Source organism: Massilia jejuensis (genome assembly GCF_042656795.1).
Classification (GTDB): domain Bacteria; phylum Pseudomonadota; class Gammaproteobacteria; order Burkholderiales; family Burkholderiaceae_D; genus Telluria; species Telluria jejuensis.
The window spans coordinates 1-21,835 of the sequence record NZ_JBHSMS010000012.1 but is presented as its reverse complement, the minus strand read 5'-3'; the positions used below and the strand labels follow the sequence as shown (position 1 = coordinate 21,835).

The following is a 21,835-nucleotide window of genomic DNA, read 5'->3' as shown; positions in this document are numbered from 1 at the left end:
TACCACGATGGAGTCTCCATTGAAGAACCTTGACCAATTCGGCGCACGCACCCGCCTCGGCGCGGCCCTGTGCGCCGCATGCTTCGCAACGCTCGCCGGTTTCCCTGCCGCCGCACGCGCCGAAGTCCTCGACCGTCCCGCGCCGCCTTCCACGCTCGCCCTCAAGCGCTCCTTGTCCGGCATTGCCGTGCAAGGAGCGAACGCCCTGGCAGTCGGCGTGCGCGGCACCATCCTGGTGTCGAGAGACGCCGGCAAGAGCTGGCAGCAGGCAAGCGTCCCGGTCAGCGCCGACCTCACCACGGTGCGCTTCACCGCGCCCGGCGTCGCCTGGGCGCTGGGCCATGACGGCGTCGCATTGCGCAGCGCCGACAGCGGCCGCACCTGGACCCGCGTGCTCGACGGACGCAGCCTGGCCGCGCTGGTGAAAACGCATTACGGGGCATTGGCGGCCGCCGGCAGTGCCGAAGCGGCCGAGGTGCTGGCCGAGCTCGATCGCGCGCTGCGGCAGTCGGCCACCCCCGGCGTCTTGCCCTATCCCTTGCTCGACATCCGCATCGGCGCCGACGGCGAAGGCTTCCTGGCGGGCGCCTTCGGTGTCCTGCTGCGCACACAGGACGCCGGCAAGACCTGGGAGCCGATGCTGGAAAAGGCGGCCAACGACCGCCGCATGCACCTGTACGCGTTGGAGCAGGGCGCCGATGGCAACTTCTACCTCGCCGGCGAGCAGGGCCTGCTGCGCCGCTACGATCGCGCCACGGGCCGCTTCACCGAACTCGCCAGCCCTTACGCCGGCACCTTCTTTGGCCTGAAGGCCAACGGCACGGCGCTGGTCGCCTACGGGCTGCGCGGCAATGCTTTCGTCAGCGAAGACAACGCGGCCACCTGGAAGCCGCTGGCGCTGGGCGCGGCCGCTACCGTGGTGGCCGCGATCCCTGCCGGACCGGGCCAGTTCGCGTTCGTGACGCAGTCGGGCCAGGTCGTGCTGGCCGGCGCCGATGGCAAACCGGCGAGCGCGGCCCCGCGCACGCGCGGCGAGGTGTTCGACGCGGCGCTGTCCGCCCCCGGCCAGCTCGCCCTGGCCGGCATCGGCGGCGTCACGCTGGCGCCCATGCCGTCGAAATGACGGCGCATCAGTGAACAACTGGGAAGAATCAAATGGCAGGCCATAGCGAACAACCCCGGATGCCCGTGATACGGGATCCCAAAGACTTCGACCGGCGCTCGGGCAACCTGCTCGAGCGCGTGATCTTCAACAACCGCGTGCTGGTCCTGCTTGCCTGCCTGCTCGCGACCATCCTGCTCGGCGCGGCGGCGACCCGGATCAAGGTCAACGCCAATTTCGAGCGGATGATCCCGCATAACAGCCCGTATGTGCAGAACTACCTGTCCTACAAGAACCAGCTTCCGGGCCTGGGCAATACGGTGCGGGTGGTGGTCGAAAACAAGACCGGCGACATCTACGACCCGGCCTACCTGGAGGTCATGCGCAAGATTAACGATGAGCTTTACCTGATCCCCGGCGTCGATCGCTCCTGGATGAAGTCGATCTGGCTGCCGATCGTGCGCTGGCGCGAAGTCACCGAGGACGGCATCACCGGTGGCCCGGTGATGCCGGCCCAGTTCGACGGCAGCGCGGCCGAAATCGCCAAGCTGCGCGCGAATATCGGCAAGGCCGGCATCGTCGGCAGCCTGGTGGCGCTCGACGCGAAGTCGAGCATGATCGTCGCACCCTTGCTCGATACCGATCCCAAGACCGGCCAGAAACTCGACTACAGCGCCTTTTCCGAACGCCTGGAAGCGAAGATCCGCACCTACGAGAACGACAAGGTCGGCATCCACATCGTCGGCTTCGCCAAGATCGTGGGCGACCTGATCGAGGGACTGCGCGCGGTGATGCTGTTCTTCGCGGTGTCGGTCGCCATCTCGATGGTCTTCGTCTACCTGTACACCCGCTGCGTGCGCAGCACGGTCATGCTGGTCGCCGCCGCCGTGATCGGCGTGGTCTGGCTGCTCGGCCTGATGCAGCTGCTGGGCTACGAGCTCGATCCGTATTCGATTCTCGTTCCCTTCCTGATCTTTGCCATCGGCCTGTCGCACGGGGCCCAGAAGATGAACGGCATCATCCAGGACATCGGGCGCGGCACCCACAAGTACGTCGCGGCGCGCTATACCTTCCGCCGCCTGTTCGTGGCGGGCGTCACGGCGCTGCTGGCGAATATCGTCGGTTTCGCGGTGCTGGTCATCATCGACATCCCGGTGATCCGCGACCTGGCGATCACCACCAGCGTCGGCGTGTCGGTGCTGATCTTCACCAAGCTGTTCCTGATTCCCGTGGCGCTGTCGTACGTGGGAATCAGCGAGTCGGCGGTGCGCCGCGCGATTGCCGACGAGCAGAAGACGGCGCAAGGCCGCTCGCTGCTCGGCCGGGTCTGGGCCGGGCTGGATGCGCTCACCGAGCGCCGCTGGGCGATCCCGGTGGTACTGGGATCGATCGCCGTCGCTGTCGTCTCGGCGCTGGTGATGCAGGACCTGCGCATCGGCGACCTCGATGCCGGTGCGCCGGAGCTGCGCGCGGATTCGCGCTACAACCGCGACAACGCCTATATCACGCGCCACTACGGCCTCTCGAGCGACCAGTTCGTGATCATCATGAAGACGGCGGACGAAGGCTGCCGTCTGTACTCTTCGCTCAACAAGATGGACGGCCTGGCGCAGCTGCTGCGCGCCGATCCGGCGGTGCAGGCCACCACCTCGCTGGCCGAGAACGTGCGTTTCGTGACAGCTGCCATGTCCGAAGGCAGCGGCAAGTGGATGACCATCAGCCGCAACCAGTCGATCACCGACGGCTCCATGTCGGCCGCCGTGATCGCCACGCCCGACATCACCAACCAGAGCTGCTCGGTCTCGCCGCTGGTGGCCTACCTGTCCGACCACAAGGCCGACACGGTGGCGCGCATCCTCAAGACAGCCGAAACCTACGCCGCGGCCAACAACACGGCGCCGGGCGCCGCCGAGCCGGTGCAGTTCCTGCTCGCGGCCGGCAGCGCTGGAATCGAGGCCGCAACCAATATCGAGGTCCAGAAGAGCATTGTCACCATGTACCTGGCGGTCTACGGTTCGACGGCGCTGCTGTGCCTGATCACCTTCCGGAGCCTGCGCGCCACCATCGTGGCGCTGATCCCGCTGGTGATTACCACGCTCCTGTGCAAGGCCCTGATGGTCTGGCTCGGCATCGGCCTGAAGGTGGCCACGCTGCCGGTGATCGCGGTCGGGGTCGGGGTCGGGGTCGACTATGCGCTCTACCTGCTCAGCGTGCAGCTGGCCTGCCAGCGCCGCGGCGACAGCCTGCGCGCCGCCTACCGTCGCTCGCTCGACTTTACCGGCAGGGTGGTGGCGCTGGTTGGGATGACGATGGCGGCCGGCGTCGTGACCTGGGCCTGGTCGCCGATCAAGTTTCAGGCCGATATGGGCATCCTGCTGACCTTCATGTTCCTCTGGAACATGCTCGGCGCCCTGATCCTGACGCCCGCACTGTCGTATTTCCTGCTCAACCCGAAACCGCGCGCGCCATTGGCGACTGCGGACGCGGGCACCGAATCCGCCGCCCCGGCTCGCGCCGCGGCCGGCCGCTAACCAAACGACACTGGAGAAGAATAATGTTTGATTTGTTGATGTCCGCGGACATGATGCTGCCCGACCCCGACGGGATGGCGGCCCTGTTGATCGACAAGCTGGGCATCCATGGCCATGCAAACTGGCGCCAGGCATTCGACAACCATCCTTATATCGCGCACTTCCTGCGCGTGCATAAATCGCTGGCGGTGGCGCCGACCCGGGTCGAGCCCCAGTGGCACCTGGACTACGAGAATCCGGGCGACCCGATGTTCCACGAGTTCCTCGAGAGCCTGAAGGACTACCAGGGCCGCCATCGTCCGATGCTGACCCACTCGCTGGTGCTGTCGCTGCACGGCCCCAAGTTCGATGCCTTCGTCGACAAGCTGATGCGCCGTAACCTCGCTTTCCGCATGGCGCAGCGCACGCCGGAAATGCCCTTCGACCGCTTATGGCTGGGCGCCACGCCGGAGCGGCCGCGCTACAGCCCCGAGGTGGACGGCGGCCTGTGCATCGAAGTGATGCCGATGGAGCCGCTGCAAATGCCTGCCGAGACCTTCGCGACGCCGCCGGCCCAGCCGCGCGACCCGAAGCCGGCCGACATGGTGAGGGTTACGGCGCGCGCCTTCCTGGTGCGCGACCTGGACCACACGCTGCGCTGCTGCGCCGACAACCTGGACTGGGAGCCGCAGGGCGTGGTGCAGGACCTGCGTCTCGAGGGCTACCGCCGCGCCGTGATGCCCTTCACCGTCGCCAACAGCGCGGCGCTGCACGTGATCCAGCCCAAGGCCTGGAATACCGACGCCGCCCACTACCTGAACAACTGGGGCCCCGGCCTGTATTACATCCGGATCGCCGTCAACGATTTGAAAGCCAAGGCGGACGACCTGAAAGCGCGCGGCACCGCCTTTACCTGGGTGCCGGAATCGGAAGCCGTCAGCGGCAGACCGCTGATCCGGATCGACCCGTGCGGCCTGCGCGGCCAAGTCTTCGAATTCGAGGAGGCCTGACATGGGCAGCCATCTTGCCACTGCGGGCGTCGCGTTGGAGCGCGAGGCGATCAACGGCTCGGTCAGCATCGAGCGCGAAGGAGCGCTCGGCTGGGTCGTCCTGACCCGCGCGGCGCAAATCAACGCCATCAACGACGAGATCCGCCAGGGCGTTCCGCAGGCCTTGCGCGGATTCGACGCCGATCCGGCGATCCGCGTCATCGCGATCCGGGGCGAGGGTGCGCGCGGCTTTTGCGCCGGCGCCGACATCAAGGAGGCGCGCGGTCCTGAAACCGCGATCGAAGTGCGGCGCCGCATGGAAGGAGTGCGCTGGATCGAAGCGATCGACACCATCCAGAAGCCGGTGATCGCCGCGATCCACGGTTATTGCCTGGGTGGCGGCCTCGAACTGGCGCTGGCCTGCGACATCCGCTTCGCCACGCCCGACGCCGTCTTCAGCCTGCCGGAAACCGCGCTGGGACTGATTCCCGGCGGCGGCGGCACCCAGCGCCTGCCGCGCATCGTCGGCCCGGGGCGCGCCATGGACCTGCTGCTGACCGGCGAGCGCCTCGACGCCGCCGCCGCCAAGGGCATGGGCTTGATCACCCGCACCGCGAGCGTGTCCGAAGCCTTGGTCGACGAAGTGCGTGCCTTTGCCATGCGCATTGCCGCGCGCGCGCCGGCGGCCACGCTGTCGGCCAAGCGCGCCGCGCGCGGCGCCTTCGACCTCGCGCTCAAGCAGGGCCTGGACCTCGAACTCGACCTGTTCGCGATGCTCAAACCCAGCGACGACGCCCAGGAAGCGGCCAGCGCCTTCCGCGAAAAGCGCGCACCGAATTTCACCGGCCACTGAGCCGGCGCATCAAAGACAAATAATCCGGAGACAAAACCATGAGTGAACGAAAGCTGGAAGGGCGGGTCGCGATCATTACCGGCGCCGGCGGCGGCCTGGGCGCCGAAGCCGCGCGCGTACTGTCGATGCATGGCGCGAGCGTGGTGGTGGTCGACATCGACGGCGCAGCGGCGCAGCGCGTGGCAGCGGAGATCGAGGCGGGCGGCGGCCAGTCGCTGGCCGTGCAGACCGACGTGTCGTCCGAGGCAGCGGTCAAGGCCATGGTCGAGGCGGTGGTGGCGCGCTTCGGGCGCGTCGACGTCCTCCACAACAATGCGGCGATATTGAGTGTCGAGCAGCGCCGGCGCGACCGCGACGTGATCAACATGGATGTCGAGGCCTGGGACAGGGCGATGGCCGTCAACCTGCGCGGCGCCATGCTGTGCACCAAATACGCGGTGCGCGAGATGCTCAGGAACGGCAAGGGCTCGGTGATCTTCGCCACCTCGGGCCTGGGCGCGCAGGGCGACCTGTCCCTGTCCGCCTATGCCGCCTCGAAAGCGGCGCTGATCATGCTGAGCCGCTCGGTGGCCGCCCAGTACGGCAAGCAGGGTATCCGCTCGAACGCGCTGCAGATCGGGCTGGCGCCTGCCGAAAATGCGCACGAGAGCATGCCGGCCCCGCTGATCGACATCCTGCGCGACAACCACCTGACTCCGGACGTCGGCACGCCGCGCCAGATCGCCGACGTCGTCGCCTTCCTGGCCTCGGACGAATCGTCCTTCGTCACCGGGACGACCCTGGTCGCCGACGGCGGCTTCGGCAGCCACACGCCCTCCCTGGTGGCGATGAAGGCTTTATTTGCGCAGAGCGGCGCCAACGGAATGTAAGGAATACGAATGAAAGCAGCCATCATTACGGAAAAGGGCGCGGCGCCGGCGATCCAGGACTTCCCGGCGCCCACCGCACAAGCGGGGGCCTTGCTGGTCGACGTCGATACCGCCGGCCTGGGCGGCTGGGACGTACTTGGCGCCTACCGTCTCGGCGTGCAGTTTCCGTGCGTGATACGCGGTGAGGGAGTAGGGCGGCTCGAGGACGGGCGCCGCGTCTATTTTGGCGAGCGCTCGGTCCAGCCCTACGGCGCCTGGGCCGAACGCACCTTGGTCCCGGTCGAGGAGCTGTGGGACGTGCCCGACGACGTCGACGACCGCACCGCGATCGCCATGGGGATTGCCGCCACCGGCGCGCTGGTGCCGCTGGAAGCTGCGAAGATCCAGCCCGGCGAGCAGGTGCTGGTGCTGGGCGCGACAGGCACCCTGGGACAGATCGCCCTGCAGCTCGCGCGCCATCTCGGCGCCGGGCGCGTGGTGGCCGCCGCACGTTCGGCGCCGGCCCTCGAGCGCCTCAAGGAGCGCGGCATCGCCGACGACATCGTCGTGCTGGGCGGTGACGACGACGTCGCGGCGCTCAAAGCGGCCGGCGGCGCCGGATTCGACGTGGTGCTCGACCTCGTCTGCGGCCAGCCCATGCTCAATGCCCTCAAGGCCACGCGCTGGGGTGCACGCATCATGACCATCGGCACCGGCGCCGGGCGCCAGCTCAATCTCGATATCGCCGATCTGCTGTTTCGCACCCTGTCGTGTATCGGCACCGGGCAGCGTCCGCCGGCCGACCGCCGCGCGATATGGGAACGCCTGCTGCGCATCGCGCGCGAGCAGGCGATCCAGATCGACTACGCCGATTTCGCCTTCGACGATGCTGCTGCTGCATGGGCCGCGCAGATCGATGGCCCGCACGCCAAGATCACCGCGCGGGTGCGCGGCTGACCGGACATCATGGCTGAGCCCGGGGCGGTGCGGACCGACCTACGGGCCATCACCCTGATCCTGGCCGGCCTGGCGATGCTCGGTCCATTCTCGATCAACGCCTACCTGCCGTCGTTTAACGAGATGGCGGCCGTGCTCCATACCGACCGGGTGGCGCTGCAGCTGACGATATCGATTTATTTCGCGGCCTTCGCCTTCATGTCGCTCTGGCACGGGGCGATTTCCGATGCGCTCGGGCGGCGCACGGTGGTGCTCGCGGGGCTGGCGTTGTACACCCTGGCCTCGCTCGGCTGCGCGCTCGCCACCCGCATCGAACAGCTGTGGGTGCTGCGTGCGCTACAGGGCTGTTCGGCCGGCGCCGGCATCGTGATCGGCCGCGCCGTGGTGCGCGACCTGCACGACGGGCCGCTGGCGCGGCGCATGATGTCGCAGGTCGTCATGCTGTACGGGCTGGCGCCGGCCGTGGCGCCCCTGGTCGGCGGCGCGCTGCAGGTGGCCTTCGGCTGGCGCGCCGTGTTCCTCTTTCTCGCCTTGCTGGCCGCCGGCCTGTTCGCGGCGGTGGCCCTGCGCCTGCCCGAGACCCTGCCTGCGGCCGTGCGCCAGCCCTTCAAGGCCCGTGCGCTGGCGGCGGGCTATGCCGAACTGCTGCGCCATCGCGCTTTCATGGTGTGGGCCTGCGCATATGCACTGATGTTCGGCGCCTTTTTCGTCTACGTGCTGTCGGCGCCCGTGTTCCTCATGCAGCACCTGGGATTGGGCGAAGCGGATTTCATCTGGCTGTTCGGCCCCGCCACGGCCGGCTTGATCGGGGGCTCGGCTCTGGCCGGCCGCTACGCAGTGCGCTGGTCCGGCGACAAGACGCTGGTGCGCGCTTTCGGCGTGATGGCGGCGGCCACCGTGTACAACCTGGCGGTATGCGTTGCCGCGCCGCGAGGCGCCGTCTGGTATGTGGCCTATGTGTTCGTCTTCAATCTCGGGATGTCGCTGGCGATTCCCACCTTGACCATGCGCGCTCTCGACTGCGTGCCAGCGCGCCGCGGCACCGGCTCCTCGGTACAGCTGTTCGTGCAGACCGGCTTCAATGCCTTCATCGCCGCGGTGCTGGCCCCGCTGGCCTGGGGTTCACCGCTGTCGCTGGCGATCGCTGCGGCAGGCTTGTGGCTGTGTGCCGGGCTGGCAGTACTCTTGGCGAGCCGGCTGGCGCGCGCGCCCCAGGCATGAAAAAACCGCCCGGCGCCTTGCGGGGCGCGGGACGGTTTCCACCGGCAGCAGCGAGTTACAGGAAGATGCCCAGGTTCGGCGTGCCCAGCACGGCCTGGTCGATGATCACTTCGCGCCGCGCCAACAGATAACCTTCATCGGTCTTGCGCAGTACGTCGTGGCGCTCGCACGGGACCAGGTCGAAGCGGTCGTTGTCGAAGCGGTTGCGGGTCAGCAGCAGGTAGCTCTGGACCTTGAACTCGTTCTCCTTGTCGGTCCGGTAGACCCGGATGTTCGACACCATGTGCTTGGTGCGCGAAGGCGGGTCCTCGCCCCATGCGCTGCGAGTATCCATCACCCGCATCACGCGCAGCATGATCGAACGGTAGTCGTCGTACATATGCTGGACCGTGCGCACGATCGACTTGTCCTGGTCGCGCGTGGCGCGGGTATGGCGCAGCGGCACCGTGTATTCGATGTCCTTCGCCACCATCGCGATCCAGTCGCGCAGGCGCAGCGTGTCGAACAGTTCGGCCTCGTCGTACAGGAATTCGACCACGTCATTGTACAGCTGGCTTCCAATCGCAACCCGGTTGGCGCGCAGCGACGGCGGCAGCGGCGTCGGTTCGAGCGGATTTTTTTCTTTCAGGTTCGTTTCCATGTCAGTCTCCTGGCGTTTTTCTAGGGGTTCGAGCGGCTGGTTCATTTATCGGAAGTCATCAGCTCGTGCCAGGCTTTCCACCATGCCCACTGGGTGTCGTCCTTGGTAAAACCGTCGCCCACATGGCCCGGGCCTGGCCAGCCTTCCGGCGCGCCCTGTTCGAACTTAGCTTGGTACTTCAGCGTGATGGTCTTCGCCATGGCGCCCTTCGCCACCTCGGTCTGGTGCGGCCAGGTGTCGGAGTCTTCCATCTCGACCATGCCGGAGGTGCCCAGCATCTGGACCGACTGACGCAGCATGCGCGCCTTCAGTTCAGGCGGCGTGTCCTTCTCGGCGAAGATCCAGTTCATGAACTCGAGCTGGCCCGGGCCTTTCGGGATGTAGGCGTGCAGGGCGCAGGCGCCGACTACGGTGCCGTCGGGCTGCGGCAGGTAGATGAACTCGAACAGGCCATTCGGGAAAAAGCCGCCGACCTGGGGCGGGCGCCAGGACATCAGCTTCAGTTGGCCGTCGTCGAAGCGCTCCAGCAGTTCCGGCACCATTTCCGGCGTGATGCCGGGCGGCGGCAATGCCTTCAGCTTTTCGATGACCGACAGCTCGGCCGGGTTCTTGCCGGTCAGGCGCACGATCTTGCGGTCGAGGTCGATGCAGCGCAGTGCGTGGCCCTGGTCGGTCCAGACTTCGCAGCCGTACATCTCAGGGGACAGGTCGGCGCCTTTGCCTTCGGCGTCGGGCTTCTTGGCGTAGGGCCCCACTTCAGCCAGCCAGCGGTGCAGGGTGAGCGTATGGAAGCCGTCGGCGGCCGACTGCTCGCAGGCGGTCTTCCAGTTGGCGTTGATGCGGAAGCGCTGCGGCGGGCCGAGGACTTCGAGGCCGCCGCCGGTGCGCAGAAAGAGGGTGTCGAAGTAGTACTTGGCATCCCCGAAGAACTCCTCGAGGCTGGGACCGTCGATGCTCCAGGTCGCGAAGATCAGGCCTCCGTACAGGGCGACCCGGGCTTTTTTCAGGCCCAGCTGGTCCTTCGGAGTCATGTGCCCGTGCATGCACTCCTTCTCGACCGGTGCGCCGATGAAGTCGCCGTTCGGCTTGAAGGCCCAGCCGTGGTAGATGCACATGTGGACGTTGGTATTGCCGGCGTCGTGGGTCTGCACTTTCATGGCCCGGTGCGGGCACACGTTGAGCGAGACGTGAATCTCGCCCTCGCGGTCCCGGGCGACGATGACCGCGTCCGAACCCATGTCGCGGGTAATGAAGTCGCCCTTGTTTGGAATCTCGGTGTCGTGGCCCAGGAAAATCCAGGTCTTTCCAAAAATCCGTTCCATCTCGAGTTCGTAGAGCTCGGGGTCGGACAGGGTCCGCACCTTGACTTCGCGGGTCTCGTGGTTGATCAGGTCCGAGATCCTCGTACCGTCCCGTAGTGTCGTATCGGCGTTCCTGTGCATCGTCGTCTCCTTTGTTTTGCCTTCTTCGTGAATTGTACACATTCCACGAATTTGTTCAACAAATGAGCGCGCGATACCGAGAATTTATTTCGGTCAGGTTGTCGGCGCCACATGCGGTTTGCCGCTGCCGCGTTTCAGCACCACCGGGACGCCGCCCATGCGCTTCTTGACCATCCATTGCGCGAGCGCCGCATCCAGGTAGTCGGCGTGGCCCGGGAACCAGCGCACCAGTTCCTGCGCCAGCGCGCGGCAGGTGTGCGCGTGTCCGCCGCCGGCCAGCAGGCCGCGCACTTCATGGACGGATTTCAGCACGGCGTCGTGCTCGTCGATGTGGCATTGCGTGGCGGGGAAGGCGGTCGATTCCATCCATTCGCGCTCTTCGGAGAAATGGCGCTGTGCGTGGTCGGCGAAGGCGTCGAGATGGCGCGGCAGGTCGGCGTCAGGCGCCGACAGGAGCGCCGCGACCAGGTCGACGAACTCGCGGTGGGTCGCATCCATCGGGCCGTAGCCAAGCAGGAACTGGTCGGACCAGGGGAAGGCTTCTGAGTTACGTGAGGTCATGGCGCTCCTGCAATTCGTTGCGGCCGTAAACGGCGATCGAGAGCAGGATACACTTCTTTGATATCTGTTAAAGAAATTTCGACACACCCAAGCGCACTGCGGTGGCTCATGTGACTCGATGCCGCGCTTGAGGGCGTACACCAGACCGGTTTGAGCTACGAGGAAGCAGGATTGGGCCGATCGATAATTCCGGTCCTGTCAAATTCACGGAAACGTGCGCGCCTCGACCTGTATCAGACTTTCCGATAACGAAAAAAGAAAACGCCCACTAGGGCGCATTCCGTCTTGACTCAACGCTTACAGCGCGCCGGTCAGGTGGCGTCGAACGATCACTCAGGCTGAATGTTGGCAGCCTGCTTGCCCTTCGGGCCGTTTACGACATCGAAGGTCACGCGCTGGTTCTCGGCCAGCGACTTGAAGCCCGCAGCGTTAATAGCAGAAAAGTGCGCAAACAAGTCCTCGCCACCGCCATCTGGCGTAATGAATCCAAAACCTTTTGCATCGTTAAACCATTTCACAATACCGCTTGCCATATTTTCCTCCGTAGGGGTAATCGGTGATGCCGTGTTGCAGATTGTCTTCAATCATCCTGGTGTTTTGCCGTGGTCAACAAAGCAAGTTGATTATAGGCACAAGATAGCGCTGTGGATCACGGTGTTGTAATTTTGTCGACGAGTTGTATTCGACTTCTTCTTTCGGTTAGCCGAACGGTAGCAGCGGCAAGGCCATCTCGTCCGTTGTAAAGCGCATCGACGGCGCGCGCCGAACTCTGCTTTCGAGGAGATGCCGTCGGCGTAGTCATGAGACGCCGTGGTGCGTATTCGAAGTCGACCTGGGACTGGCCATTTCACGGCGGAGAATCCGGTAGCTAACGGCTGAAGGCAACGTCCCGCCCTCGTTCAACCAAGCTGTGCACAGCTCCTGTGGAACCTCACTTTTGAACTTGACGCGTGGGGTTTAGTGATCGCATGAGCACACAAATGCTAAAAAATGAGTCTTCCACGGCCCAAGTCGAGGTGTCTCTTCAACAAATTACTTAATATGTGCTAAGGCAAATGTAGGCATTCTGGCGGTACAAATATACCTCAGTGTCCATTGGCAGCAAGTGGCCAGTGGATGAGGAAGATGCATGGGAAAGCCTCCCAATCGGTTGTTCCCCCAGAGAATGCGAAGTCTGGCTCGCTCGTCAGAGTGTTGCCGCTACGTGCGGTCATATTCAGCTCGAACACCGTCTGGAGCGATGTAGTGTGGCTAGCTGTGCAAATGGGGTGAGTGTAGACTTCAGGAACTTGTTCACTTTTGATAAGAGAAAAATGGGCCGAAGTTACGAGATCCATCCACGACCAGCGAATTCGGGAGCTGGCTGGAGTTTAAAGCTGATCGAGAACGGACAGGAGGCTGGCGGTGGCGTCTTTCCGGTCGAAGAGGAAAACGCCTCCGCAGGGATCGCGTGGTGGAACGGGTTGACCGAGGAGAAGCGCAGACACTGGCTCATGATGGCGGCTTCGGCTGTACCCGCCGCCGCACGCCATGCGTACCTCCTGGCAGAGGCGTACAACGAAGCGCTTGACGAGGCTGAAGCGTGGGTCAGTGTCAAATCCTGACCAACCCGCGTCCACGCAGTATCCAACACCCTCATCAATGCATTGCCCGCATGGCCTCGCCAGGCACGCACGTCAGGTTTCGAACGAACACCAATCTTTTCTAATGTCGAGCTGGCTCGTAGGCGATTTGGAACCGCTGTGCCAACTGCACGAGGCGCTTATCGTGTGTCCATAACTGGGCGCCTGGCGTCAGCAGGGCCGACGCCAGCAGAGCCAGGTCGACCAGGCCACACCCGAGTCCAAATAACTGCTCGCGCTCAATCAGCTCTCTCACTTCGTTGAGGCTGGCTTGCCGTGCTTGCGGAAGCGTTGCGATGTCGGCCAGTGTGCGAGACCGCGGCGCCGGCGGCGTGCCACACGCCAGTTCCGTTACGATCATCGGATGCGTGAAGGCCAGATCCAGCGTCAGCAGATACACAAGGGCCTCATTGCGTCGCCGAAAATGATCGACCCATACCGAGGTGTCGACCAGGACACCGCCCGTCATGCCAGCTCAGCGCCCCGACGCGGCACCTCAGGCATCTCCGGCGATGCGCCGCCGAGTGCGGCGAGACGTTTTGCCGCCTGCACGCGCACGAAGGTCTTGATTGCTTCCCGAAATAGATCCGCCCGATCCATCTCCGGGTCGGCCATGTCTAGGGCTTTCGCATATAGCTCGTCGTCGATCGTGACCGTCGTTCTCATAACTCCTCCTGCATCAAAAGCGATCCTATTCTGCATCGAATCGGGCATCTCCGCAAGTCGACTCGTGGCGTGCTTAAGGCGCGCATGGCTTCCGCGTCTTGCGCGCGTGTTCAAGTTGCAGAGCGTAATGCCACGACGAGGACACGCGCAGGCGCCACATCGACCGTAGGTGATACTAAATTGAGCGGCGCCGCCGAGGCAAAGTGCATTCCAAAAGGCCTCCGATATCTAAAGATAGTTCTAACCAAAATAATTCGACTTAATACCGGCTAAGTCGAATGTTAATTTTTGACACTCCATTTAATACCTGTTAGGCTACCGCTAAATCTACTCAGCCATTGTCATGACGACCGTCACCAACCTCCCAAGCTGCTGCGCCATCGCAACCGCCGTTAGCGCCGGCGCGTTCAATGTACGCGGTGACCCCTTGGAGATTCTGTGAGCCGGCCGCCGTTCTCCCTCACCGACGACCAGGCACGTGATCTCCTGCAGGGTGTGGCGCCGTTGCTTGAACGCTATCCGGTCGATCCGCGCGACCACCGGCCGTTCCTGCGCGCGTTCATGCGTGTCGTGCACTCCGTCACGGGCAAACTATATGGTCCTGACATCTATCGGAGGCTATTGCGTGCCTACGCGCCTGGCCGCAGTCCGTCGACGTCGACCATCGCCACCGAACGCAGTGACCTTGAGCGCGAGCTGGCTGCAGCGGTCCCGACGACCGCGCCATCCTCTGCTGGACCGGCCTTATATCTGGCGGCGGCCAATGTGCCGGCGCTTGACCTGTCTTTGATCCGCACCGCGTTCGCCGAGCAACTGCCGCAGTTCGCCCGCATGGCCGTTCAGGCAAGTCGCGACACGCAGGTCGAATATTTACAGGCGCGGCTACGCGATGTTGAACGCTCAACGGCAGACGCAAAAGCTGCTGCGGCCCGTCTCGCCGCAGAGTTGCAGGAACAGACCGGGCGCGCCACCCTGCTCGCCCAAGAACTCGAAGCGAGCCAGGCGGCGTTGGCGCAACAGCAGCAGGTCGTGGGCAGTCTTACGGAAGAACTAAAGGGGCAGCGTTACTTTGCAATGCAGGCGATCGAGATGGGACGGGGCGAAACCCGACTGGTGAAAGAGCGCGTCGCCGAACTGCAGGCAAAGAATGACCGGCTCGAGACCATGATCGACCATCTGCGCATGGCGCGCGGTAATTCCGGAGGCATGCGATGAGCGATACCGCAGATGACCTGGCGATCAGGAGCGAGGGCGACCTCATCGTGGGCGCAGGCTGGCAGGCGGTCGAGGTCTGGCTCGAGGGCGTACGCCACAATGGCGGCGACTACAGCCAGGAGACGGCCAACACGTACAATTATCACGTGGCGAAACTGCGCTGGTACTGCAACCGCATCGGTGTCGCCCCCGTGCACTGGACGCAAGCCCACGCCAATGCGTTCATTGCGTTCCTGCGCGACCTGCCCCTGGACTGTCTGTGCCGGAAGATCGAGACCGGACGCAAGCGTCCCGGTCCCGATGGCAGCGAAGCGCCGGTGATGCGTTTCGCCAAAGCCGATGAGGCGGGCTATACGCCCTTCCGCACTGCCCCCTCCCCCGGCAGCCGCGACGACATCCTGCGCTGCGTGCGTGCCCTGTTCAATGAGCTGCACGACGACGGTGTCATCCGCCGTAATCCGATGGCAAAGGTCAAAACCCGGAAATCGCGGCGGATCAATGCTGAGCGCTCCCTCGACCTTGACTTGTATGCCTATGTGCTCGATTACCTGGATACGCTGTCGGTCGAGAACGACTCCGCCGCACGGCTGCGCGCCCGTGATCGCTTTGCGTTCGTCGCACTTCGCGAGCTTGGGTTGCGGGCATCAGAACTGATCGGCGTGCGCATGCACGACGTGTATCCGTTGACCGATCCAAAGACGGCCCGCACCTACTGGATATTGAAAGTCAGCGAGGAGCACGCTAAGGGGAGTACCGGGCGCGATGTGCCGATGACGCGGGCCGTGTTTGAGGAGCTGATGGCGTACCGCACTGCCTTTGGCCTGCCGGCGGTACCGGAGCGCGGTGAAGAGTATGGCCTGCTGTTGTCGGTGCAGACGCGACCAGTGGCGATCGGGAATCATCTGCTCACCGAGGCGAAGTCGCGCCGTTATTTCCGGGCGTGGGCAAGTCTCACCTCGCGCAAGAGCTTGTACCAGATCGTAACCGACCGGCTCGACCAGGTCGCCCTTTCGCTCGAGCGCGACGGCCGCGGCGCAGAGGCCGCCCAGCTGCGTGAAGTCTCGCCACACTGGTTACGCCACACCTTTGCCAAGGCCTTAATCGTGCGTGGCCGCGACATCCGTGTCGTAGCCGAATCCCTAGGCCACGCTAGCGTGACTACGACCATGGCCTACACCAGACAGAGCGCGCTCGACCAGATTCGGGAATACGGGAAAGACGGTGATCTTGACCTAGCGACGCAGGATGCAACGCGTGCCGGCTAGTGGCACTAGGATTGAAAATCCTTGTGTCGGTGGTTCGATTCCGCCCCGGGCCACCAAGAACATCGTTCACGCAACGCCAACCCATGCAGGTTGGCGTTGTCGTTTCTGGATCCTACAGTCCTCTTGTCCGGTCCATTTGCGGTCAACCGACTCAGATAAATGAAAGCAGCCGGCAGCGTTCGTCGCTGCCGGTCCGGACCAATTCCTTCGTGCGCTACTGAGCGTGATCTGGCTCGAACGCCAGGCATGCGCCGAACACACCCACTCGGGCTGCTAGCGGGTGCTGACGAGGACTGCACGTGCCAGATCAGCAGGCGCGTTGCCTTCCATAACGATAATCTGGCTCGCGGGCACCGGTTGCCGCTCCTGCGCGGTTTGTCCTGCGCGCGCGATTTCGCGCATAGGGCCGATGGCCGTGCCGTTGGCCCCGCCCATCGGATTGGTCTCGAAGATCGCGACCGGGGCCTGCTGGCCGCTGGCGTAGACGCTGTACACCGTTTTCGGCTTGAGCTTGAATAGCGACACCTCGAGCGAATCGGTCACGCCCAGGCTACGCGCAACCACAAATCCCTTTGCGTCGCCAGAGACCGCGCGCAGGGCAATATTGACCGGATCGTTGTTGGTGCGGGGTGAAAGATTGCTCATGCCGTCGCCTGAGGGCACTGCACGCGACAGGTAGACGAGCGCCTGCGGCGCTTGCCCGACCGGCACACGGGCGACAACCTTGTTCTTTGCGGTATCGATAACATCGACCCCGTCGCCGTTCTCGAGGCCCACGTAGACCCGGCTGCCGTCGTCGGATGTCCATATCCCGTGCGGCAGCGCGCCGACCGGGATGCTCGCTACTTGCGCGGCTTTCGATCCAGTGCCGAACACCTTGACAACATTCTCGCCGCCGATCGTCACATAGGCCAGCGTGCCGGCGTCGGTCTGCGCGAACGAGAGGTGGTTGGTGATCATTCCGGTATCGAACACCTCCTTGACTTCCATCGTGTTGGTGTCGATGCGGGTCACCTTGCCGACGTCCTTGTGCGTCATCCACAGCTCGCCGCCGTCGGGGGTAAGCTGTAGGAAGGGCGAGAAAGGGCTCACCACCTTGATCTGACGGCGAACCTTATGCGAGCGCACATCAACCACCTCGACCACGGGCGTGAAGCTCGACACCACGAAGGCGCGCTTGCGATCCGGATGGAACAGCACCATGCCTGGCCCCGGCGCTGTTTCGATGCGGCGAGTTTCCTTGAATGTTTTTGGGTCGATCACCGAAATATGATTTTCGCCCCGCACCACCGCCCAGACTTCACGTCCGTCGGCCGTGAAGAAACCTTCATGCGGCGAGCGGCCAATGTAGGCAACGCCCTTGACCTTGTTGGTGGCGGTGTCGATGAAAGTGACTGAATTGGAGCCGTTCGCCACCGCGACCAGGGTGCGGTGGTCCGGCGAGAAGCCCAGTCCGTGTACATTAATCTGGCCCTTGTACAACGGCGAGAGCACGTCGGGGCGTGCGTTGCCGAGGCGGATCTGGCCGAGCAGCGTATTAGTCGACGGGTCGATGACCGACACCGTATTTGTATTCTGATCGGCCGTATAGACCCGGTCCTGTGGGCCCGGCGCTGCCTGTACGCCGGATGCCAGCAGGACTGTGCCGACAAGGCTGGCTACTATGTGTGGGTGCATGTTTCGCTTTCGTCAGTGGGTTTGCGCTTGCGGTGTCCGGGCGTGCGGCGCCGGCGCGGAGTGACGCCGCAGCCATGCCTGCATTACACGGATTTCATTCTGCTGTTCGGTGAGTATTCCCTGCGCCAGGTTCATCAGCTCGGGATCGGTGGTGTGTAACAGCACCGCCTTCGCCATGTCGATCGCACCCTGGTGGTGCGGGATCATCATAGTGACGAAGTCGTGGCCGGGATCGCCGGTTGCCGGCGCGCGCCGCATTCCGTCGTCCATCACCGCCATCGCGTCGGCCATCAGCGCAGCGAAGGGTTTCGCGGTGCTTGCCACAAAGACTGGCACCGCCGCGCTGCTTTTACCGCCGTGATGAGCGTGCGGGACGGGCTCTCCAGCGACCGCGCTGCCGGCGAGCGCGCCCAGCAACAGCGTCAGGAGAAATTTGTTTCGCATCATGATTTTTTGTCCAGTTGTTCATGCACCGCGACAGCCAGCCTTGCCAGTTCGTTCCTGTCGGCGCCCGCCGACAGTGCATAGCCGAACTTGCCGTCGATCCAGTAAAAAACGCTGACCGGCCCCTCCTGCATGAAGCGGAATCCGGTGTCACGGTTGTGCGACTGCTCGGTTGAGACATACAAGGTCAGGCGCTGCCCGGCTGCGTTGTGGTACATGAACTGCGCCACCGGACCGCGCTGCCCGGGCAGCAGCCTGCCGCCTATCAACTCGTAGCCGAGTTTGCCAAGGCGGGGCGGGCGGACCGGCGTGCCGAGCCGCTTTGACAGCCAGGCGACGAGCTGGTCTTCCTGGTCTGCAGCGATCTCGACTGGATGGCGCACGTCGGGGCTATAGACGACATGCGCGATGGCAGCCCGGCGTGGCAGGCTGTCGGCCACGCTTAGGGATCTCGCTCCGGTTGCGCCCTCGTATGACAGGATATCCGGCGCGGCGCCTGTGCCGCGCAGCATCCAGCCGCCGGCGCCGCCCGCCAGGGCGATCACGAACGAGGCGGCAATACGCCCTGCCGGTCCGCCCCACCACCGGCGCCGCCGCGCCGGCGCCCCCATCGCGTGCGGCACCGCTTCATCGAGCACCAGATCGAACTGGCGCCGCAGTTCGAAATTCTGTACCCGGTAGGCTGCAACGCGCGCTGCCTCGTCTGGCCTGGCGGCAAGCCAAGCCTCGATCTCATCCACGCGGGCAAGGGGCAGCACGCCGTCGACATAAGCGTGCAGGTCACCTTCGGTAACAGGCAATATGTTCATTTGACGACCTGCAGGGACACGCTTGGCGCCGCCCTGCCCTCCATTGCAATACGCAGTTTCTCGCGCCCCCGCGACAGGCGGGACATAACGGTCCCTAGCGGCAGGCCGAGCACACCTGCTACTTGGTCGTAGGTCATTCCTTCGAGCCCGACGAGCAACAGGATCTCGCGCTGTTCGACAGGGAGCAAGGCTAGGGCAGAATCCATGTCGCGTATCTCCAGCCGAGCTGTATGGTCGGCTTGCGCCGGGTGCGGCGTTTTCTCGTCCAGCGTTGTCGTTTGCAGGCGCCGGGCGCGCAAACTGTCGACGTACAGGTTGTGCATGATGCCGAACAACCAAGCGCGCATCTCGCCGTCGCGGCGCCACTCGGCGATTCGACTCCAGCCGCGCTCGACGGTGTCTTGGACCAGGTCGTCCGCGCCGCCGCGCTCACCCACCAGGGCACGGGCATAGCGCCGCAGACGTGGAATGCAGGCCGTTAGTTGCGTAGCAGGGTCGGACATGGAGGCCGGATTCAGTCGGTGAGGGGTGGCGTTCAGTCGGCAACGACGTGCCAGACGTTCTTGAAGTTGTCGCCCTTGCGCTCCCCCGGGCGGGTGTCTTGGGCATACAGGTACAGGGGCTTGCCGTTCCAGGCCAACTGCTTCGCGCCGTCGTCGCGGGTAATGACCGAATACGGTGGCGAATACGATGCCGCTGTCGCGGGCACCGCTGGCCACAGCGCGGCACATGGCCCCGAACAGGCGCTCTTGCCGCTGCCAGATATATCCTTGTCGAAGGTATACAGTGTCATCCCGGATTCATTGACCATCACGCCATTGGACTTCGTGATCGCCGGCCCGGCGACGGTTGCGCAGGCAGAAACGACAACGGTAGTGGCGAGTGTGGCAAGTATCGTGCGGATCGGGTTCATGAAAGTCTCCTGGTTAAGTTAGTCGTACACTTGCGTATACGTGCCAGCGGATCAAACTATTCCGCGCCCATGCAAATATTTTAGCTAGTCATGCTCCGCAATCCTCATGCGTCTCGGCCGAGATAGAAGAACCGCGGCAGATCACAGGCCACGTCTGACAGTGCGACACCATCCCAACCATACATACGGCGTGTGGATTTCGGCAAGCACTGGGGCGGTGGTGAAACCGTCGCGTCAGAAGGATACCGCGACCGACGCGCGTCGATGTAGCCAAACCAGCCGGTCCGAAGCCGGTCCATTGATTAGAATCCGCGGTCTGGACGACCATGATGGTTGTTGAGGAAATACGGTAGAGGCAGGCAGGGCCGGGTTACGAGACGCCTGCAGGGTCCAGGCTGGACTCGCGCGCAGTAGCAGAACCTTGATCCAGCAAATTGATGGCCTGAGAGCAAGCACGGCGCGAAGATTGAAAATCCTTGTGTCGGTGGTTCGATTCCGCCCCAGGCCACCAAGAACATCGTTCACGCAACGCCCACTCATGCAAGTGGGCGTTGTCGTTTCTGAGGATCGTAGTCCTCGTGTCCGGTCCATTTCGGGTCCAGACCACACCTCTGCAAATCTCGCTCATTCCACAACGCCCAATGCTTCGTTGCGGATTACACTGACGTCCCCAGCGAGGCAAACTTGCGTCCTACCAAATCGACTTTGCTGGAGCGTTTTGACGCCAAACGAAAATTGACCCACGTGTTCTACTCGCCTGCCTAATCATTAGGCGGGAGAATTAATAGGGGATCGCGTTCCTAGTCATCCTCAAACAACTCGGCAGCACACCGCAAGCCTGCGCCGCCAACGCCAAGCATCAAGCGCTCAAATTGCGCGGTGCACTCGGGCAACCTTACCGCTGCGGCGAGATTGATTACATCGCCAGCGCCAGCATCGGCATTACATCGTTCGACGCCTCCCGTCCCGGCGTAGAAGACATACTCAAGCAAGCCGATCTGGCAATGTACCGCGCCAAATCAGAGGGGCGCAATACGCTGCGCATTTTCGACCAGAGCATGCAGATCGCCGCCGCGACGAGCGCCTGAACCTCGAATATGACCTGCGCACCGGTCACGATGGACCAGACTACCAAAACCTGCTCGAAAAAAAGCAAAATGGCAATTTTCGGATATGCTTGACGAGTATGAAAAAGCTGGTCACGCAGATTTTTCATCTGCGGCTGATACTCCGCGCCACCTTCAGGTTGTATCTGTTTTTCAACTTATCCCAAGACGAAAGTACTCATCATGAAAATCTACGACTACGAAGGTTTCCCCAATCCGGCCCGGGTTCGAATCGCGTTGTCTGAAAAAGGGGCCACTGACAAGATACAGTTCGTGCATGTGGACGTTATGAAAGGTGAACATCGCCTCCCCGCGTTCGTGAGCAAGAACCCGAGCGCGTCCGTGCCAGTGCTCGAGCTCGACGATGGCACCTTCATCAGCGAATGCTCGGCCATCACCGAATATATAGACCACGCCTTCGAGGGAATCTCTTTGACAGGCACGACTGCCAAGGAACGGGCCGTGATCCACATGATGCAGCGTCGCGCGGAGCAAGGTGTCATGGACGCAGTGGGCGCGTATTTCCATCACGCTACGCCGGGACTGGGCACGCTGGAGCTCTACCAGAACAAGGAATGGGGCATGAAGCAGCATGAGCGGGCGCTGTCGGGCATGCATTACTTTAATGGTCTGCTGGTCAATCAGCCGTTTGCCGCTGGCGAGAATTTTTCGGTTGCCGACATTACGCTGTTCGTCGGCCTATCGTTCGCAGACTTCGCCAAGATCACTATTCCGGCCGACTGCAATGCACTGCTCGCCTGGCGCGCCCGCATGGCCAAGCGCGCCAGCATGGGTGGTACGGGCGTTTAAGCAACCGGTTCGTAAACGATCATACATCGTAGGACAACGACAGGATCAACCCATGAATATTAATGCCGATTTCACGCTGCGCGTCGTCGTGCACGGTGCGTCCATGGCGTGGGTGGATTCGGTTCTGTCGCGTTGACTGAGCAGTAGGCCGTGATCGCGTAGACTGTAAGACCCGAACACTTACC

The 21,835-nt window shown here is 63.5% G+C and carries 23 protein-coding genes and 1 tRNA gene; 13 read left to right on the top strand and 11 right to left on the bottom strand.

From position 1 onward, the window contains the following. Nucleotides 1-19: 19 nt before the first annotated feature. Genes ACFPOU_RS03115 through ACFPOU_RS03085 form a run of 7 tightly spaced genes read left to right on the top strand, consistent with a single transcriptional unit; the run spans nucleotide 20 to nucleotide 8,480 of the window. Entirely contained in the window at nucleotides 20-1,123 is a 1,104-nt protein-coding gene (locus tag ACFPOU_RS03115; RefSeq protein ID WP_379717073.1) for a WD40/YVTN/BNR-like repeat-containing protein, read from the top strand. A gap of 32 nt (nucleotides 1,124-1,155) precedes the next feature. Beyond that, nucleotides 1,156-3,633: an efflux RND transporter permease subunit gene (locus ACFPOU_RS03110; RefSeq protein WP_379717070.1), complete on the top strand. Its 2,478-nt coding sequence runs from the start codon at nucleotides 1,156-1,158 to the stop codon at nucleotides 3,631-3,633. 23 nt (nucleotides 3,634-3,656) lie between these two features. Beyond that, a complete protein-coding gene (locus ACFPOU_RS03105) occupies nucleotides 3,657-4,622 on the top strand; it encodes a VOC family protein (protein WP_379717067.1) in 966 nt (321 codons plus the stop codon). A gap of 1 nt (nucleotide 4,623) precedes the next feature. Further along, nucleotides 4,624-5,454, top strand: a complete 831-nt coding sequence (locus tag ACFPOU_RS03100; protein ID WP_379717064.1) for an enoyl-CoA hydratase/isomerase family protein — start codon at nucleotides 4,624-4,626, stop codon at nucleotides 5,452-5,454. Between the two features lie 38 nt (nucleotides 5,455-5,492). Next, a complete protein-coding gene (locus tag ACFPOU_RS03095) occupies nucleotides 5,493-6,323 on the top strand; it encodes an SDR family NAD(P)-dependent oxidoreductase (RefSeq protein ID WP_379717061.1) in 831 nt (276 codons plus the stop codon). A gap of 9 nt (nucleotides 6,324-6,332) precedes the next feature. After that, nucleotides 6,333-7,259 carry a quinone oxidoreductase family protein gene (locus tag ACFPOU_RS03090; RefSeq protein ID WP_379717058.1) on the top strand — a complete coding sequence of 309 codons (927 nt, stop codon included), beginning with the start codon at nucleotides 6,333-6,335 and terminating at the stop codon, nucleotides 7,257-7,259. Between the two features lie 9 nt (nucleotides 7,260-7,268). Beyond that, entirely contained in the window at nucleotides 7,269-8,480 is a 1,212-nt protein-coding gene (locus ACFPOU_RS03085) for a multidrug effflux MFS transporter (protein WP_379717055.1), read from the top strand. 55 nt (nucleotides 8,481-8,535) lie between these two features. Here ACFPOU_RS03085 and ACFPOU_RS03080 read toward each other — a convergent pair whose 3' ends face one another. From ACFPOU_RS03080 to ACFPOU_RS03065, 4 genes are all read right to left on the bottom strand, one after another. Next, nucleotides 8,536-9,120, bottom strand: coding sequence for an aromatic-ring-hydroxylating dioxygenase subunit beta (locus ACFPOU_RS03080; protein ID WP_379717052.1), 585 nt, complete (start codon nucleotides 9,118-9,120; stop codon nucleotides 8,536-8,538). Between the two features lie 41 nt (nucleotides 9,121-9,161). Further along, the gene (locus ACFPOU_RS03075; protein WP_379717049.1) at nucleotides 9,162-10,562 is read right to left on the bottom strand and encodes an aromatic ring-hydroxylating dioxygenase subunit alpha; all 1,401 of its coding nucleotides are present in this window, start codon (nucleotides 10,560-10,562) and stop codon (nucleotides 9,162-9,164) included. 93 nt (nucleotides 10,563-10,655) lie between these two features. Continuing rightward, nucleotides 10,656-11,123: a hemerythrin domain-containing protein gene (locus tag ACFPOU_RS03070; protein WP_379717046.1), complete on the bottom strand. Its 468-nt coding sequence runs from the start codon at nucleotides 11,121-11,123 to the stop codon at nucleotides 10,656-10,658. A 329-nt stretch (nucleotides 11,124-11,452) separates the two neighbouring features. Then, nucleotides 11,453-11,656, bottom strand: coding sequence for a cold-shock protein (locus ACFPOU_RS03065; RefSeq protein ID WP_193689192.1), 204 nt, complete (start codon nucleotides 11,654-11,656; stop codon nucleotides 11,453-11,455). A gap of 780 nt (nucleotides 11,657-12,436) precedes the next feature. Here ACFPOU_RS03065 and ACFPOU_RS03060 point away from each other — a divergent pair. Then, on the top strand, nucleotides 12,437-12,727 hold the full coding sequence (locus ACFPOU_RS03060; RefSeq protein WP_379717042.1) for a hypothetical protein: 291 nt from the start codon (nucleotides 12,437-12,439) through the stop codon (nucleotides 12,725-12,727). A 100-nt stretch (nucleotides 12,728-12,827) separates the two neighbouring features. On the opposite strand, the gene ACFPOU_RS03055 is transcribed toward ACFPOU_RS03060, so the two are convergent. Together ACFPOU_RS03055 and ACFPOU_RS03050 are read right to left on the bottom strand one after the other, a co-directional pair. Continuing rightward, nucleotides 12,828-13,214 (bottom strand): PIN domain-containing protein, encoded by a 387-nt coding sequence (locus ACFPOU_RS03055; protein WP_379717039.1) that lies wholly within the window; start codon nucleotides 13,212-13,214, stop codon nucleotides 12,828-12,830. Continuing rightward, entirely contained in the window at nucleotides 13,211-13,411 is a 201-nt protein-coding gene (locus tag ACFPOU_RS03050) for a type II toxin-antitoxin system VapB family antitoxin (RefSeq protein WP_379717036.1), read from the bottom strand. The genes ACFPOU_RS03055 and ACFPOU_RS03050 overlap by 4 nt, the downstream gene beginning before the upstream one ends. Before the next feature lie 438 nt (nucleotides 13,412-13,849). On the opposite strand from ACFPOU_RS03050, the gene ACFPOU_RS03045 reads away from it, so the two are divergent. Further along, nucleotides 13,850-14,626 (top strand): hypothetical protein, encoded by a 777-nt coding sequence (locus ACFPOU_RS03045; protein WP_379717033.1) that lies wholly within the window; start codon nucleotides 13,850-13,852, stop codon nucleotides 14,624-14,626. After that, nucleotides 14,623-15,891 (top strand): tyrosine-type recombinase/integrase, encoded by a 1,269-nt coding sequence (locus ACFPOU_RS03040; protein WP_379717030.1) that lies wholly within the window; start codon nucleotides 14,623-14,625, stop codon nucleotides 15,889-15,891. Before ACFPOU_RS03045 ends, ACFPOU_RS03040 begins: the two co-directional genes overlap by 4 nt. A 273-nt stretch (nucleotides 15,892-16,164) precedes the next feature. On the opposite strand, the gene ACFPOU_RS03035 is transcribed toward ACFPOU_RS03040, so the two are convergent. The 5 genes from ACFPOU_RS03035 to ACFPOU_RS03015 are packed head-to-tail and all read right to left on the bottom strand — an operon-like array spanning nucleotide 16,165 to nucleotide 19,734. Beyond that, a complete protein-coding gene (locus tag ACFPOU_RS03035) occupies nucleotides 16,165-17,568 on the bottom strand; it encodes a YncE family protein (RefSeq protein WP_379717027.1) in 1,404 nt (467 codons plus the stop codon). 12 nt (nucleotides 17,569-17,580) lie between these two features. Beyond that, the gene (locus tag ACFPOU_RS03030) at nucleotides 17,581-18,012 is read right to left on the bottom strand and encodes a DUF305 domain-containing protein (protein ID WP_379717098.1); all 432 of its coding nucleotides are present in this window, start codon (nucleotides 18,010-18,012) and stop codon (nucleotides 17,581-17,583) included. Continuing rightward, a complete protein-coding gene (locus ACFPOU_RS03025; RefSeq protein WP_379717024.1) occupies nucleotides 18,012-18,821 on the bottom strand; it encodes an anti-sigma factor family protein in 810 nt (269 codons plus the stop codon). Before ACFPOU_RS03025 ends, ACFPOU_RS03030 begins: the two co-directional genes overlap by 1 nt. Beyond that, nucleotides 18,818-19,324: an RNA polymerase sigma factor gene (locus ACFPOU_RS03020; protein ID WP_379717021.1), complete on the bottom strand. Its 507-nt coding sequence runs from the start codon at nucleotides 19,322-19,324 to the stop codon at nucleotides 18,818-18,820. Before ACFPOU_RS03020 ends, ACFPOU_RS03025 begins: the two co-directional genes overlap by 4 nt. 32 nt (nucleotides 19,325-19,356) lie before the next feature. Next, nucleotides 19,357-19,734 carry a COG4315 family predicted lipoprotein gene (locus ACFPOU_RS03015; RefSeq protein WP_379717018.1) on the bottom strand — a complete coding sequence of 126 codons (378 nt, stop codon included), beginning with the start codon at nucleotides 19,732-19,734 and terminating at the stop codon, nucleotides 19,357-19,359. Between the two features lie 439 nt (nucleotides 19,735-20,173). On the opposite strand from ACFPOU_RS03015, the gene ACFPOU_RS03010 reads away from it, so the two are divergent. The 3 genes from ACFPOU_RS03010 (at nucleotide 20,174) to ACFPOU_RS03000 (ending at nucleotide 21,650) form a co-directional block, all read left to right on the top strand. After that, nucleotides 20,174-20,245: transfer RNA gene (locus ACFPOU_RS03010), tRNA-Phe, on the top strand. 280 nt (nucleotides 20,246-20,525) lie between these two features. Then, entirely contained in the window at nucleotides 20,526-20,822 is a 297-nt protein-coding gene (locus ACFPOU_RS03005; RefSeq protein ID WP_379717095.1) for a diguanylate cyclase domain-containing protein, read from the top strand. 201 nt (nucleotides 20,823-21,023) lie between these two features. Beyond that, entirely contained in the window at nucleotides 21,024-21,650 is a 627-nt protein-coding gene (locus tag ACFPOU_RS03000) for a glutathione S-transferase (protein ID WP_379717015.1), read from the top strand. The last annotated feature ends 185 nt before the right edge of the window (nucleotides 21,651-21,835 follow it).